Raw genomic sequence first — 13,238 nt, forward strand, 5'->3', positions numbered from 1 at the left:
GTCGTCAGTAACTTGCTTTTCTAAGTTAGCATGTTAAGTTAGAAGGTGTGGAGCGGAACCTGAGCCTCGACCTGCACGTGCTGACCGCCCGCCTGGACCGGGCGGCCGACCGGCTGCTGCGCGCCAGCCACGGCATCTCCTACAGCCGCTTCCTCGCCCTCACCCTGGTGGGCGGGCTGGGCGCGACCACGCAGCGCACGCTGGCGGAATACCTGGGGGTGACCGAGGCGTCGGTGAGCCGCATGACCGGGGTTCTGGCCGCCGACGGGCTACTCGACGTGCGGCCCGACCCGGGCGGCGGGCGGCGGCACCGCCTCAGCCTGACGAAGGCGGGCGAGGAGCTCGTCACCTCGGTGCGGCGCGGCTTCGAGGACAAGCTGGCGGTGCTGGTGGAGCAGAGCGGCATCGCCTACGAGGAGTACGCCGAGCAGACCGCCCGGCTGCTCAGCACGTTCGACCGGCTCGAGAAGGGAGCAGGACGATGAACGACACCGTTGTGACCTCAGCCGACGGCACGGCGATCACCTACCGCACCATGGGCGGGGGACCGGCCATGATCCTGTTCGGCGGGACATTGCGCACCGCCGACGACTACCTGCCGCTGGCCTCGGCGCTGGCCGGCTCGTTTACGGTGCACCTGGTGCAGCGGCGGGGGCGGGGCGACAGCGGGTCCTTAGGACCGGACTACTCCTTACGCAAGGAGGTCGAGGACCTGCTCGCCGTGCGGGCCGAGACGGGGGCGCGGCTGGCGTTCGGGCACAGCTACGGCGGGCTCGCCCTCCTGGAGGCGGCGCGCACGTCCGGCGTTTTCGACCGGATCGCCGTCTACGAGCCCGGGGTGCCGGTCGCGCCCGTGCCCACCGACTGGATGGCGCCCTACCGGGAGCGACTGGCGGCGGGCGACCCTTATGGAGCGTTCGTGCACTTCATCCGAGGGTCGGGCGGGGCGCCGCCGTTCATGGAGAAGCTGCCGCACTGGTACCTGCGTACGGTGATGCGGCTGTTCTACCGGGGGGCGGGCTGGCGGCGGATGCGGCCGCTGCTGGCGGCGAACGTTGCCGAACACGGGCAGATCGCCGCCCAGCAGGGCCGCCTGGCCGAGTTCGCGGCGGTCAAGGCGGCGGTGCTGGTGTTGTGCGGAGGGCGTTCGAAAGCGGCACACCGGGAGGAGTTCGCGGCCCTGCGCGACATGCTGCCGGACGCGGCCCTGGAGACCCTCGACCGGCTCGACCACCTCGGCCCGGAAGGCAGGACGGCCGCGGTGGTGGCCGGCCGGGTGCGGCCCTTCCTTGACCTCCGTTGAATCATGCGGCGGCCGGGGTCAGGGACGAGTAGTCGGTGTAGCCGATGGGGCCGCCGACGCACCTCAGGTGCCGGTCCCGTACCTCGTTGAGCGGGGCGGCCCGTTTCTGCCGTATTCCGATGGCACCCCAAGAGCGGTGGAGGAGCGCAGGACAGTCGCCATGACGTGCGGAAGCGGGCCTGCGGCCGGACAGCGCCCCGGCTCGGTGAGCTATGCCGCCCTGAGGATGGGGACGACGTCCGACGCCAGCCGCTCCGCCTGCTGCCTGAAGTCCCCCACAGGCATGAGGTTCATCGAGGAGAATCCCAGCCCGGCGAACGTGAGCAGCCGCTCGGCCACCTCCTCGGCGCTCCCGGACACCACTCCTTCCGACACCTGAGACTCCCCCACGCGAACCGGAATGTTGTAGACGCAGGTCACCGTCCTTCCCCTCGCCTCGGCAGCGGCCAGAACCCGCGCTCGCAGGGCCGCGGCCTGCTCCGGCGGCGCGAATCCGTACGACGGGATCCATCCGTCGGCGAGCCGCCCGGTGGCCTCCAGGGCGCGCTTGCCGTACGTCCCGAGCCAGATAGGAATCGGCCGGTCGGGTTTGGGCTCGAGGTCGGCACACTCGGTGTGATAGCGGCTGCCGTGGAAGGTGAAGGTGGGCTCCGACCACAGCCCGCGGATGATCTGGATGCCCTCCACCATGCCGTCGACCTTCTCCACCGGCGAGGGCACGCCGAGCCCGAAGGCCCGGAACTCGTCATCGGAATAGCCGCCGCCGAGGCCCAGGATGAGCCTGCCGCCCGAGAACCGGTGCAGGCTCTCGGCCATTTTCGCCACCATCGCGGGCGGCCGGTACGGCATGCCGAGCACCCTGGTGGCCACCTGGATGCGTGACGTGGCGGCCGCGACCCAGGTCAGCAGTGTCCACACTTCGTACGTCGGTACGGCGCCGCAGGGGTGGTCGGAAGCCGACACGAAATCGAACCCCAGTTCCTCAGCCACTCTGGCGTCGCCCACCGGATCCGCGCCTGGCGCGGCCGAAGTAGACAGGCCCAGCCCGAACATGCGCATATCCGTCGACCCTTCGTCATGGATGTTTACATGTAAACCTAAGCAATGAAGTTGGTTACATGTCAACTAAACCCGCTAGGGTGGAGGCATGGCTGAGCCGAGATGGCTGGACACCGCCGAGTTCCGCGCCTGGATCGGCTACCGGCGGATGCGACTGCTGCTGGACGCCGAAGTCGGCCGCGACCTGCTGGCCGACTCGGGACTGTCCATGCCTGACTACGACGTGCTGTCCGCGCTGACCTCGTCAGAGGGGCACCGGCGACGGCTCACCGAGCTGGCCGACCGGATGCTCTGGTCCAAGAGCCGGCTCTCGCGCCACATCAGCCGGATGGAGCAGCGCGGGCTCGTCGCCCGCGAGGAGTGCGAGAACGACGCCAGGGGCGCCGTCGTCGTGCTGACCCCGGATGGACTGCGCACGATCCAGGAGGCCGCGCCCTTGCACGTGGAGTCCGTCCGGCGGCATTTCATCGACCTGCTGTCCCCCGGGCAGCTTGACGCCCTCGGCACTATAGCCGAGAGCGTGCTGGCCCACCTGGCCCCCGACGGCGCGTCGGGGATGGAGCGGTAGCGACGTACGACGCCGACAGCGGCCGGCGCGGCCGGCAGCGGGGCACCGGCCGGAACTCCGGGGCGGTCGGTGTCGGCGGCCAGACCGGTGTGGATGATGATGGTGCGACCCGTTCATGGCCGGCGAGATCAGCGTCGCGGGCTTCACGCTGCAGGGCTGTGTCGTCGCGGGTACGGCCCGGAAGAAACAGCGGAACGGAAACGTTCGCCCGCCACGCCCCAAGTCAGCGGTTCGCGGGTTGAGCAGGAAGGGCAGGCCCGCATCAGCGCAGGTCAGGAAAATCCGTTGGAAATTTCCCCAGGACTACAGCGAGGCCACCCAGAAAGCCGATGCTGGCTACCGACCCGGAAAAGCGGGGCTGGGGGCGTGCGTCGAATCTACGTTGTAAAGGGGAGCGTATCGCACAACCTCTCCCCGACCCTGTCGCCGCACGCCCCCGACCCACCGCACGGGGCGCGACTCCATGGCATCGAGAGCCGGAATTCTGCCCGTATGTCCGGTATCACCGGTAGGGGGAGCAGCCGCACCGGCAGCTGTGCGGAGGGCTGTGCGATTCCCCGCCCTTTACAACGTAGATTCGATCTCGCGACACGCCCGCCCCTCACCCACCGCCCCCACGCCCCTCCCGCTCCTGCCGCGCACGAGCTCGTGCCCGCGCCAGCGACGTGGCCTGCCGCAGCGCCTCCCGGGCAGCCTCGATCTCGGCCTCGCTCGGGCCGTCGGCCACCATCTCCGACTCCATCGCCCACCGGACCTGCTCCAGATCCTTCTCGGCTTCCCCGTCGGCGCGCTTGCCCCGCCAGCTCTCGCCCGGCCGCCACTCGCGGCGGCGCCTGGCGGCTTCCTGCTCCCGCTCTCGCATCGCCTGCGCCGCTCGCGGAGATGTGGCGGCCAGCCACATGCGAGCCAGCGCCGCCCACTGCTCCGCAGCCGTCACGACGACCTCCGCGCCCGCCAGGCGGCGATCATCGCCAGCTCGGCCACCTCCCTCTCCTGGCGGCGACGCTCCAGCTCCGCGCGCGCCGCCCGGTAGACGGCGGTCGGTCCCGCCGGGGCCGCAGGCGGCGGCTCCACGGTCTTGAGACCCGCCGCCGCAGTGGTGGGCTCGGCGGCCGGGCGCGGCGCGGGCACCCAGCCGGCCGCTGCCGCCATCCGCGCCCACTCCTGACGGCGGTCCTCCTGCTCAGCGTGCCGCAGGGCATCGGCCGCAGCCCGGCGCTGCGACGGCAGCGGCAGCACCTGGCCGTCCGGTCCGATCCATGCCGACAGCCGGTGCATCACCCACCCGGCCGGGTGCCGGATCTCTCTCGCGCTCTTCCACGTGTAGGTCCAGCGGCTGTCGTCCTCGCGCACGTCGAGCCCGTGCAGCAGGTCAGCGGGGGTGCTCCCGGCGTCGAAGAAGCTCGCCAGCAGCCATCGCAGGTACCACGCCGACATCAGCCGGAAGATCGGCGACTCCTGCCGGAGCCGTTCACAGGCTGCCAGTCGATCTCGTTTGGTCCGCGGCGTCGCGTGCAGGCCCCATGTCGGCGAAATACGGGAATGATCACGGGAGCGGCGATGTGTCTCGCCCGCGCGCGTGGGACAGATCTGTTCTTCACTACGTGAAGAACAGGAGGGGAGTGCACTTATCTGTTCAACCTGGTCAACTGCCTGATCGTGCGCGTGTTCATTGAGGCGGTCCTGCCGCGTGCGGCGCGGCACGGCCAGCACCCACTCGGCGGCCCGATTGCCGAGCCCGTCGTCCAGCAGGCCCGCGTACGTGCCCTTGCGAGTCTTCACGGTCGAGCCCTCCTCGACCGTGCCGAGCCAGCCGCGATGCCGTAGCCACCGCACCCACCGCCGGACGGTGTCCCTGGACAGGCCGGTCCGCTCCACGATCCGCTTCAGGGTCGGGCGGGAGCACATGGTGTTCCAGTCGACGTGCCAGGCGATGACGTTCGCGACCCGGATCAGGTTCGTGTAGCCGTCACACCGCAGTTCGAGGACCTCCGGGTCCTCCTTCAGGGCGAGCAGCCACTCCCGCTGGGAGCCGGCCCGGCGCATGCCCCTCGGGACGGACGCGGCGATGAGCGCCCGCGACGGCGCGGACAACAGGGCAGGCAGGTCCGACACGCCGGTGAGCACCGTCCAGCGAACGCCGGAGCGGCGCTGCTGGTTGGGCGTTTTAGTGGCGTGTGTCCGACCCGCCACGGTTCCTGCCTCGGGGCATGCTGGCATGGCCCCACGTTCAGATGCCATAATGGCGATTGCCCTTCTGAGTCCAATTCAGGAGGCACAACAAAACCCCGCAAGCGGCCATCCAGGCCGACGCGGTAATACCGGCCGAGGGATCCTCCTTGTCGCTCAGCTCACCGGGCCTGCGAAACCATGTGGGAGCCGAACGATGTAGTGGATCGCTCGTCAGGAAACGCCCCGCTCTGCGGGGCTTTCTTGTTGCTAGGGGTTCTCCTTCACGTTGCGCCGCAGCTGGTACGGCTAGGCCGCCGCCACCGTGTCGTCGTGCTCGAGAGGAAGCCTCTGCTGCTCTTGCGGTGTGGGCGTGTGGTTGAGGGCCTGCGCAACGAGACGCTCGATCGTGCGCGCCAGTGGCAAGCCCCACTCGTCTTGCAGGGCCGTCACCTTGGCGTACAGCTGGGCGTCGGTCCAAGACAGCGGGTGCTTGGCCACCACTGTCTTCGGTGGTCCGGGTCTGCTTCCGCTCATGGTCGCCAATCATGGCGCAACGCCGAACCCGGAATCCAGGATTGCGTGGGCGTGTCGCGTAACGACTTTCCGTGTTTTCGATCATCACGTGGACGCCCGCTTGGCCGGCCCCGGGCATGCGCTTCTCCCCAGTGCTTGCTCCCTGCGGAGAAGCGCCCGGGAGATGGTCGCCACCGCAGCGGTAACGCGGGGAGGATGCGGCCGCAGGACCGGCACCGGCGTCCGTACCGCATCGGATGGGATCGTGGCCAACCCCATGCATCCCATGTAGCGGCGGCGTCGCGCGCGGCACCGGATCGGTGCGCTCACCGGGAGCGCAGCTGTAGGTCCGCTCGGTGACCAGCTCATCGCCGAGCTGCTCACCGAATGGAATCGAGAAAGCGGATTGCGGCTGCCGCCCCGGCGTGTCTTCAGGGCGCAGTGGGACAACCGCTGGAGTGGCTGCTATGGTCGTCTCCAGACGTGACAAATCCCGTTGACGTCGATCCGCTTTTCGCCGGCCAAAGCAACTGAGCTGATCGATTCAAACGAGACGTACGAGATGAAGTTGTTCGACGCCCCGCAGCCTGCGGGGCGTTTTTCTTTGCCTGAGGCGCCTCCCGGCGTCGTGATCAAAGTCGAGTCAGTCCTGAATCCTTCCACGTTGACAAGCTGTGGATGAACGCCTTCGCGCCAGAAAGCCCCGGCGTGTCGCGCATGGCGAACCCAAACAGGGCGGGAGGGGCGCAGATCGGGCACCGACGCACAGGGGTGGGGCGGGCCGGCCGCGTACGGCGCCGACATGTCCAGATCTTTACCAGACACCTTTACAGATCGCGCGCTCTTTTTGTCAGAATCCCTGTTTAGGGGGCCTTTACAGCCCTTGTCGGGCACTGCGAAGCCCTCGCCCGGGGTAGCAGGCGAGGGCAGGGCACCCCGCCCGGCGCACGGCCAGGCGGGGACCCGCAACGTCGGCACCGTCACGCGGCGCTCTCCACGTCCGCCTCGGCTTCGGCGAGAGCCTCCAAGGAAGCGATCCACTCCTCAGCCAGCGCGGCCTCGTGGTGGGCCTGGGCGATGACCTCGATCAGGCGGTGGCGCAGCTCGTCCAGAACGCTCTGGACGCGGGGAAGCAGGGCCTGCACACCGAACTCCGGACAGGTGCGGGCCAGCGTGACCAGCTCAACGGCGTCAGCCTCGGGCAGACGCTCCAGCAGCGCGGCGATCACCTCGACCTCCGACAGCGTGCTCATGACAGAGCGCCCTCCGTCCCGGTGGCGGCCCGGGTGGCGGCGGTGTGGCAGCGCGGGCAGGGCGTCAGCCAGCCGCGCTCATCGGCGCTCTGACGAGCCGCGGGCAGGCACTGGCCGCACCACCGCGGCCGCCCGTCCAGCGGCGCCAGCGCCTGCAGCAACGGAGCCACCCGGGCGGCCAGCGGCGTTGCGGTGCCCGGCTCGGTGAGCCGGCTGGTCAGCGCCTCCGGCTCCCAGCCGGCGGCCAGCAGACTCATGAGCGCCTCGTGGCTGTCCCACCGGTTCATGTCGTCGTAGGTGGAGGCGGCCAGCAGCAGGTCGTCGGCGCGGGCGTCCAGCGCGGCCGGGAACAGCGCGTCCCACAGCCCGTCCGGCGCACCCGCTGCTTTGAGCGCCTCTCCGGGCCGCCGCCAGTCGACGCCGAGCGCGCCGAGCTGGTCGGCCACCACCAGGGCGATCCACGGCGAGGCGTAGTCCCTCACGCCCTGGACCGCATCGCCCTGCCAGTGCACGATCAGCCAGTGCGCCCCGTCCTCGCCCTCCTGCGGGTCGCGGCTGCGGATCAGCAGGCCGGGCTCGCGGGTGGTGTAGGCGGTCGTGGTGACCACCTGGTCCCGCTCGTGGTCGTGGTAGGCGTACGGGACACCGGTGAGCACCACATCGGCCGTCTCCGGCATCGCCGGCATCGCGGTCATCGCGCACCACCGCCCAGCTCGACGTAGCGGACGATCTGCCAGGCCAGCACGATCAGCACGGCGAGCTCGGCGACGGAGACAGCGAGCACCGCGGCGGTGTGCGGGCCCGCCGCCCAGATGAGGGTCAGGGCGGCCAGCGGCGGCAGGCAGAACGCGCCCAGGTTGACCGCCAGCTGCAACCGCCGGCGTGAAGCCCGCCAGCGGTCGCCCGTGTGCTCGGTCTCCCACTCGAACATCGGGATGTCGGTGGCGTCGACCAGGCCGGCCAGTCGTGGCCCCAGCCGGTCGCGTACGTACCGGCCGATCGACGTGATCATGTGGTCGTTGTGCAGGTGCGTCCAGCCGAGCACCGTCCCAGCCAGGGGGAGCACCAGCAGCAACTCCAGCCGTCCGGCCGTGGCGGTGACGGCCGCGATCGCGGCCGCCGCGGTGAGCACGGCATACAGCAGCTGATCGCGGAAGCCGATGCGCGAGCGCTGTTCGGCCTTGAGGGCGTCGTACTCGCTCAGCAGCACCGTGACGACCCGCTCCTCCAGGCCGGATGCCTGGGCGGCGGCCTGGGCGAGGGCGGTGGTTGGGGTCTGGCCGTTCATCGGCCCAACCCCTTCTGGCCGCTGCCGCCACAGGTCGGGCAGTCAGCGCCCATGGCCAGGCCGTTGCCGGCTGGCGTGCCGGTGAGCTGGCCGGTGCCCTGGCAGTCGAGGCAGGTGCCGGCTCTCGTGCTGTGGGTGTGCGTCATGATGGTGATCAGCCCTTTCTGGTCTGTCGGGATTGGTTGGGGTGCGGGCGCGCCCGCCGTGAGCGTTCTTGGCGGAAGGTCACGGTGATGCGCGCCCGTCTGGCTGTTCAGGCGGCGCCGGTCATGGCGCCGTACAGCACCGCCGCGCGCAGGGCGAAGGCGGCACCGTCGTCGTCGGGCTCGCGTTCGTCGTCGTTGGCGGACTGCAGGTTTCCCGCGCGTTGCCGCAGGTACAGGTCGTGCTCGTCGGTGGCGGCGGCCAGGAACGCCAGCATCGGCTCGGCGTTGCGGATCACCGCCAGCGGGTCGTGCCGGTTGATCGTCAGCCGGCTGGACCAGCGCAGCGCGTCGGCGCGGGCGTCGGCCTGGTCGACCCGGTCGGGGTGGCTGTGCTGGGTTCGGGCCGGCTCGACCGGCTCGGCGTCCAGCTTGACCATGATGAGGTCGTCGAGATCCAGGTCGTCCTGGTGACGGCCGTCGCCCTCGAAGTCGATCATCGTCGCGTGTCTCCTGTCGTTTGATGGGGTGAGATGGCAGTGAGCAGGGAGTCCAAGCCGTCACGCGGCGATGAGTCCTGCGGGGATGGCGATGGCCAGCATGAAGACGGCCATGATCACCAGGTCGACCGCGCGCCGGACGATGCGGTACTTGGCCACCGCCAGGCCGGACATGTGGTGGAGATGGTCAAAGCCGCCCGCGGTCGTCACCAGTCGTTTCACGTCGCCGCCGTTCTTGGCGCGGGCGTAGGAGACGAACCCGGTGGCGCCGGTGCGGGGCAGGTGCGGCCGCACCGCCAGCAGCAGGAGCACGGCGGCCACGGCGAGCATCACTCCGGCGCCGCCGGCGGCGATCAGGGCCGCGGGGTGGAAGCGGGGCCTGGCCACCGCGAGCGCGACGACGGCGGAGGCCAGACCGAGGGCGAAGGCCAGCAGCATGGCCGCTTTCGCGTCGACCCGGGCCAGGGCTCCGTCGACGGCCGTGGTCGCTCGCTCCAGCGTGTCGTCCATCGACGTCGCGATCGCGCGGGCGTCGATTGCCGGCGGGCGGGTGCTCATTGGCTGTCCCGGCTGGCCAGCAGGGCGTAGGCCAGGCCGGTGAGCGCGGACTGCACCAGCAGGTCGCCGTCGGTCGGGTTCTGGGTGTCGGCCAGGTCGCCGGCGTCGCGCAGGTGCTCCAACGCCTGGCTACCGGCGATGGGGCCGCCCGCCAGCGTGTGCAGGATGGCCAGCAGGGTGTGGGCGATGACCGCCTCGTGCGGGTCGGCGCTGTCGATGGTGTGGTCGCGGAGCTGGTCGCCGGCCTCGCCTAGCCGCTCGGCTCCGCGCCGGTCGCCCAGCAGGGCACCGGTGGCGCCGAGCACCGCTTCCAGGACGGCGTGGTCGACCGGGTGGGCCAGCAGGTCGGGGTGCTGGCGGGCCCGCTCGGCGGCGCAGGCCAGCAGGTGCCGGGCCTCAGCGCGCGGCGGGCGCTGGACGATGGTCGTGATGGTCATGGGGTTTGGTCTCCTTCGGGTTAGTCGGACGTGGGCGGAGCGGGGTCTACCGGGGCGGCCAGCCGATCGGGCGCCACCACACCGGCGCCAGGTGCCACCAGCCCGGGCGGCAGCGGCTCAGCTCGCCGTCGCCGGCGGCGCGGTGCGCGGCGCGGTGGGCCTTGGAGAGCAGCCGCTCGCCGGTGGCCACGCAGCACAGCGCGGTGCGCCAGTCCAGGCGGCCGGCGCGGCGGCCGCTGCCCAGGGCGTGGACCCGGTCGATGTCGCTGGGGTGGGAGGACAGCAGCCACCCGACGTAGGTGTGCCAGGCGTCATAGGGCCGGTTGGCGGGGTCGGTGAGCATGGCCGTGACGATGCGCCGGCCAGGCAGGTCATGGGCGTCGAGGATCTCCGCGGCGCGGGCATCGGCGTCGTACTCCTCCAGCCGCATGAGCCAGGCGCGCAGCACGTCCAGCGCCAGCGCGGCGACCAGCAGCGCGGCCGCCGCCCACCACCAGCGCCAGGTGGGCGTGATCAGCGCGGTGAAGGCGGCGAAGGCGGCGCCGATGCCGGCCAGGCCACGGATGATGGCCAGCCAGGACGGCAGGTACCGCTTGTGGTGGGCCAGGTCGCGGTGGGCCAGCTCGTGGGCGAGGGTGCCGGTCAGCGTGTCGACGTGGTCGTCGTCCAGCAGGTCGCGGCCGATGGCAATCAGCGGGGCGTGCCCGCAGCGGTGGCCTTCGACCGTGGCGGCGCTGTCGCCGAGCTCGGGGTCGATCAGGACGCTGACGGCGGCCAGGCGGCCGACGTGCTGGACGCGCCAGACCAGCCCGGCCAGCCGCTCAGTGTCGGCCTGGTCGACGTCGTCGGCCGCGCCGCGATGGGCGACGGGTTCGAGGGGACTCATCATGCTCCTTTCGGGTCCAGGGGAACTGGTCGCTCCGGGCACCGGCCCGGCCTGGTGGCCGGGCGAGCACCCGCAGCGGTCAGCGCTGATCACGGCAACCGGGCCAGGACGGCCTCCAGCGCGTCCTGGCGCTTGATCAGCACCTCGCAGGCTTTGCCCCCGTGGCTCGGGCCGACCACGCCGTGCTGAAACAGCTGGTCCATCAGCGACTTGGCGTGGGCGTGGGTGATGCGCAGCTTGCGCTGCAGCATCGACGTGGAGCCGAACTGGGTCCGCACGACGATCTCGGCGGCTTCGGCCAGCAGCCCGGCGTCGGCCTGGCCGTCCCCGCCGTCACTGCGCCCGCCGTCCCGTGGCCCGTCGTTCTGGTGCCCGCCATTGCCCTGTCCGTCGTCGCGAGGGCTGGCCCCGGCCAGATCGGCGGCAGGAGCGCCGCGTCGGCAGCGGGCCACGATCTGGGCGATCTCCTTGTCGGAGACGAAGGCGTTCTGCAGCCGGATCGGCGCGCCGGCGCCCATCGGCACGAACAGGGCGTCGCCCTGGCCCAGGAGCTTTTCCGCGCCGGGCTGATCGAGGATGACCCGGGAATCGGTCAGGCTCGAAACGGCGAAGGCGAGCCTGGACGGCACGTTGGCCTTGATCAGGCCGGTGACCACGTCCACGCTGGGCCGCTGGGTGGCGATCACCAGGTGGATGCCCGCCGCGCGGGCCAGCTGCGTGATGCGCACGATGGAGTCCTCGACGTCGCGCGGCGCGACCATCATGAGGTCGGCCAGCTCGTCGACGATCACCAGCAGGTACGGATACGGCTCGTAGCTGCGTTCGCTGCCGGGCGGCGGCTGCAGCCTGCCCGCGGCCACGGCGGCGTTGAAGTCGTCGATGTGCCGGAACCCGGCCGCGGCCATGTCGTCGTAGCGGCGGTCCATCTCGCCCACCACCCATTCGAGGGCTTCGGCGGCCTTCTTGGGGTTGGTGACGATGGGCGTGATCAGGTGGGGGATGCCCTCGTAGACGTTGAGCTCGACCCGCTTGGGGTCGATCAGGATCATGCGCACCTGATCGGGGGTGGCCCGCATCAGCACCGAACAGATCAGCCCGTTGACGCACACGCTCTTGCCCGCGCCGGTGGCGCCGGCAATCAGCAGGTGCGGCATCTTGGCGAGGTTGGCGACGATGACCCGGCCCTCGACGTCCTTGCCCAGCCCGGCGATGAGCGGGTGATGGTCCTGGCGCGCCACCGGCGAGCGCAGCACGTCGCCCAGCGAGACCAGGTCGCGCTCGGCGTTGGGGATCTCCACCCCGATCGCGGACTTGCCGGCGACCACCGGCAGCACCCGGATGGCCTCCTGGCCGGTGGCGTAGGCGAAGTTCTTGGCCAGGCCGGTGATCTTCTCCACCTTCACCCCCGCCCCCAGGGTGATCTCGTAGCGGGTGACCGAGGGGCCGCGGGTGAAGCCGACCACCTGTGCCTTGAGGTTGAAGTCGGTCAGCACCTGGTTGAGCTGGTCGGCCACGGCCTGGGTGGTGCGGGCCGATCCCTTGCTGGCGCGGCCGGCCCGCAGCAGGTCCAGGTCCGGCAGCGTCGGGCCGACGGCCCCGGCTTCTGCCTGCCCGCGCTGGGCGGGCGGGCTGCCGGCGGGCGTGTCAGCGATCACGGGGCTGTCGTACGGGGTGGACTCGGTGACCAGCTCGGGGTCGGGCACCGCCACCGGCCGGACAGGCGCGGCCGGCACAGTCGGCGCGGTGGCGGCCGGGCTGCCCGCCTGCGTGACGGCGGCCGCGGCCCGCGTCGACGGTGCAGGGCCAGGGACTGGAGTGGGGGCTGGGGCGGGTTCGTCGTCGTCGGCGGGGGTCAGGTCCTGGAGGACGGGCCGGGCCGCCCTCGCTTCTGCCGGCCCTTCCGCGCTGTCCTGGTGGTGACGGTCGGCCAGCGTGGTGACGGCGTCGGCGGCGATCGCGCCCAGCGCGGCCAGCGCGATCATGCCCAGCACCGGGTAAACGATCATGATGGGGAGTGCGGCGGTGGCCGGGGTGGCGATCGCCCAGCCGACCAGGCCGCCACCTTGCCCGGCTCGCACGGCGGCCTCGGCCGGGGGCTGGCCGGCGGCCAGGTGGGCGATCCCGGCAACCGAGATGATCATGAAAGTCCATCCGGTAACCACCCGGACCAGACCGTGCTCGCCATGGCGCAGCAGGCGCCAGCCCAGGGCGGCGGCCGCCACCGGGACGACGGCGGACGCCGTGCCCGCCAGCGCCCCCACCACGATGGTGATCATGGGGAGTGGCTGCCAGGGGTTCGCCAGGACCAGGGCGGCGGTCGTCACTGCCGCCGTGATGAGCAGGGCCAGGCCCTTCTCGTCATGCGTGCCGGTGAGATCCGACTCCGCCGGGCGTACAGCCTGGCCGATGCGGTGGGCGCTCCACCGCCACACCCGGCCGACCCGGGAGGGGCCACTTCGGCGAGGGCGGGCGGCTCGAGGGCGGGCTGTGCGGGGTCGGGCAGCGGTGCGGGGCTTGCGGGCGGAACGGCGGCGGGTTGCCATGGGCGTCTCCTCAGC

General features: G+C 71.3%; 16 protein-coding genes. 3 read left to right on the forward strand and 13 right to left on the reverse strand.

From position 1 onward, the window contains the following. Positions 1-47: 47 nt before the first annotated feature. Both ACIHFD_RS57500 and ACIHFD_RS57505 read left to right on the forward strand, forming a co-directional pair. Entirely contained in the window at positions 48-485 is a 438-nt protein-coding gene (locus ACIHFD_RS57500; RefSeq protein ID WP_397374136.1) for a MarR family winged helix-turn-helix transcriptional regulator, read from the forward strand. Further along, positions 482-1,303 carry an alpha/beta fold hydrolase gene (locus ACIHFD_RS57505; RefSeq protein WP_397374137.1) on the forward strand — a complete coding sequence of 274 codons (822 nt, stop codon included), beginning with the start codon at positions 482-484 and terminating at the stop codon, positions 1,301-1,303. The genes ACIHFD_RS57500 and ACIHFD_RS57505 overlap by 4 nt, the downstream gene beginning before the upstream one ends. Positions 1,304-1,513: 210 nt before the next feature. On the opposite strand, the gene ACIHFD_RS57510 is transcribed toward ACIHFD_RS57505, so the two are convergent. Then, on the reverse strand, positions 1,514-2,362 hold the full coding sequence (locus tag ACIHFD_RS57510; RefSeq protein WP_397374138.1) for an LLM class flavin-dependent oxidoreductase: 849 nt from the start codon (positions 2,360-2,362) through the stop codon (positions 1,514-1,516). Positions 2,363-2,450: 88 nt separating this feature from the next. Here ACIHFD_RS57510 and ACIHFD_RS57515 point away from each other — a divergent pair, with 88 nt between their 5' ends. Then, positions 2,451-2,930 (forward strand): MarR family winged helix-turn-helix transcriptional regulator, encoded by a 480-nt coding sequence (locus ACIHFD_RS57515; protein WP_397374139.1) that lies wholly within the window; start codon positions 2,451-2,453, stop codon positions 2,928-2,930. A 601-nt stretch (positions 2,931-3,531) separates the two neighbouring features. Here ACIHFD_RS57515 and ACIHFD_RS57520 read toward each other — a convergent pair. The 12 genes from ACIHFD_RS57520 to ACIHFD_RS57575 form a co-directional block, all read right to left on the reverse strand. Beyond that, entirely contained in the window at positions 3,532-3,867 is a 336-nt protein-coding gene (locus ACIHFD_RS57520; protein ID WP_397374140.1) for a hypothetical protein, read from the reverse strand. After that, positions 3,864-5,123 carry a hypothetical protein gene (locus tag ACIHFD_RS57525; protein ID WP_397374141.1) on the reverse strand — a complete coding sequence of 420 codons (1,260 nt, stop codon included), beginning with the start codon at positions 5,121-5,123 and terminating at the stop codon, positions 3,864-3,866. The genes ACIHFD_RS57520 and ACIHFD_RS57525 overlap by 4 nt, the downstream gene beginning before the upstream one ends. Positions 5,124-5,408: 285 nt before the next feature. Next, positions 5,409-5,636: a hypothetical protein gene (locus ACIHFD_RS57530; RefSeq protein ID WP_397374142.1), complete on the reverse strand. Its 228-nt coding sequence runs from the start codon at positions 5,634-5,636 to the stop codon at positions 5,409-5,411. 959 nt (positions 5,637-6,595) lie between these two features. After that, positions 6,596-6,868 carry a hypothetical protein gene (locus ACIHFD_RS57535; RefSeq protein WP_397374143.1) on the reverse strand — a complete coding sequence of 91 codons (273 nt, stop codon included), beginning with the start codon at positions 6,866-6,868 and terminating at the stop codon, positions 6,596-6,598. Beyond that, positions 6,865-7,563 carry a hypothetical protein gene (locus ACIHFD_RS57540; RefSeq protein WP_397374144.1) on the reverse strand — a complete coding sequence of 233 codons (699 nt, stop codon included), beginning with the start codon at positions 7,561-7,563 and terminating at the stop codon, positions 6,865-6,867. Before ACIHFD_RS57540 ends, ACIHFD_RS57535 begins: the two co-directional genes overlap by 4 nt. Next, positions 7,560-8,156 carry a hypothetical protein gene (locus tag ACIHFD_RS57545; protein ID WP_397374145.1) on the reverse strand — a complete coding sequence of 199 codons (597 nt, stop codon included), beginning with the start codon at positions 8,154-8,156 and terminating at the stop codon, positions 7,560-7,562. The genes ACIHFD_RS57540 and ACIHFD_RS57545 overlap by 4 nt, the downstream gene beginning before the upstream one ends. Then, positions 8,153-8,302, reverse strand: a complete 150-nt coding sequence (locus tag ACIHFD_RS57550; RefSeq protein ID WP_397374146.1) for a hypothetical protein — start codon at positions 8,300-8,302, stop codon at positions 8,153-8,155. Before ACIHFD_RS57550 ends, ACIHFD_RS57545 begins: the two co-directional genes overlap by 4 nt. 107 nt (positions 8,303-8,409) lie before the next feature. Continuing rightward, positions 8,410-8,799, reverse strand: coding sequence for a hypothetical protein (locus tag ACIHFD_RS57555; protein ID WP_397374147.1), 390 nt, complete (start codon positions 8,797-8,799; stop codon positions 8,410-8,412). A gap of 60 nt (positions 8,800-8,859) precedes the next feature. After that, complete coding sequence (locus ACIHFD_RS57560) at positions 8,860-9,357, reverse strand: Pycsar system effector family protein (RefSeq protein ID WP_397374148.1); 498 nt, start codon at positions 9,355-9,357, stop codon at positions 8,860-8,862. After that, positions 9,354-9,794 carry a hypothetical protein gene (locus ACIHFD_RS57565; RefSeq protein WP_397374149.1) on the reverse strand — a complete coding sequence of 147 codons (441 nt, stop codon included), beginning with the start codon at positions 9,792-9,794 and terminating at the stop codon, positions 9,354-9,356. The genes ACIHFD_RS57560 and ACIHFD_RS57565 overlap by 4 nt, the downstream gene beginning before the upstream one ends. 46 nt (positions 9,795-9,840) lie before the next feature. Then, positions 9,841-10,683 (reverse strand): M48 family metalloprotease, encoded by an 843-nt coding sequence (locus ACIHFD_RS57570; RefSeq protein ID WP_397374150.1) that lies wholly within the window; start codon positions 10,681-10,683, stop codon positions 9,841-9,843. A gap of 86 nt (positions 10,684-10,769) precedes the next feature. Beyond that, entirely contained in the window at positions 10,770-13,223 is a 2,454-nt protein-coding gene (locus ACIHFD_RS57575; RefSeq protein ID WP_397374151.1) for a DNA translocase FtsK, read from the reverse strand. Positions 13,224-13,238: the final 15 nt, after the last annotated feature.

Source organism: Nonomuraea sp. NPDC051941, from assembly GCF_044593615.1.

Excerpts from the sequence above, each read along its gene's own strand:
- ACIHFD_RS57505 (WP_397374137.1), top strand. The coding sequence starts at position 482 with ATGAACGACACCGTTGTGACCTCAGCCGACGGCACGGCGATCACCTAC.
- ACIHFD_RS57510 (WP_397374138.1), bottom strand. The coding sequence starts at position 2,362 with ATGCGCATGTTCGGGCTGGGCCTGTCTACTTCGGCCGCGCCAGGCGCG.
- ACIHFD_RS57515 (WP_397374139.1), top strand. The coding sequence starts at position 2,451 with ATGGCTGAGCCGAGATGGCTGGACACCGCCGAGTTCCGCGCCTGGATC.
- ACIHFD_RS57530 (WP_397374142.1), bottom strand. The coding sequence starts at position 5,636 with ATGAGCGGAAGCAGACCCGGACCACCGAAGACAGTGGTGGCCAAGCAC.
- ACIHFD_RS57535 (WP_397374143.1), bottom strand. The coding sequence starts at position 6,868 with ATGAGCACGCTGTCGGAGGTCGAGGTGATCGCCGCGCTGCTGGAGCGT.
- ACIHFD_RS57540 (WP_397374144.1), bottom strand. The coding sequence starts at position 7,563 with ATGACCGCGATGCCGGCGATGCCGGAGACGGCCGATGTGGTGCTCACC.
- ACIHFD_RS57545 (WP_397374145.1), bottom strand. The coding sequence starts at position 8,156 with ATGAACGGCCAGACCCCAACCACCGCCCTCGCCCAGGCCGCCGCCCAG.
- ACIHFD_RS57550 (WP_397374146.1), bottom strand. The coding sequence starts at position 8,302 with ATGACGCACACCCACAGCACGAGAGCCGGCACCTGCCTCGACTGCCAG.
- ACIHFD_RS57555 (WP_397374147.1), bottom strand. The coding sequence starts at position 8,799 with ATGATCGACTTCGAGGGCGACGGCCGTCACCAGGACGACCTGGATCTC.
- ACIHFD_RS57560 (WP_397374148.1), bottom strand. The coding sequence starts at position 9,357 with ATGAGCACCCGCCCGCCGGCAATCGACGCCCGCGCGATCGCGACGTCG.
- ACIHFD_RS57565 (WP_397374149.1), bottom strand. The coding sequence starts at position 9,794 with ATGACCATCACGACCATCGTCCAGCGCCCGCCGCGCGCTGAGGCCCGG.
- ACIHFD_RS57570 (WP_397374150.1), bottom strand. The coding sequence starts at position 10,683 with ATGATGAGTCCCCTCGAACCCGTCGCCCATCGCGGCGCGGCCGACGAC.
- ACIHFD_RS57575 (WP_397374151.1), bottom strand. The coding sequence starts at position 13,223 with ATGGCAACCCGCCGCCGTTCCGCCCGCAAGCCCCGCACCGCTGCCCGA.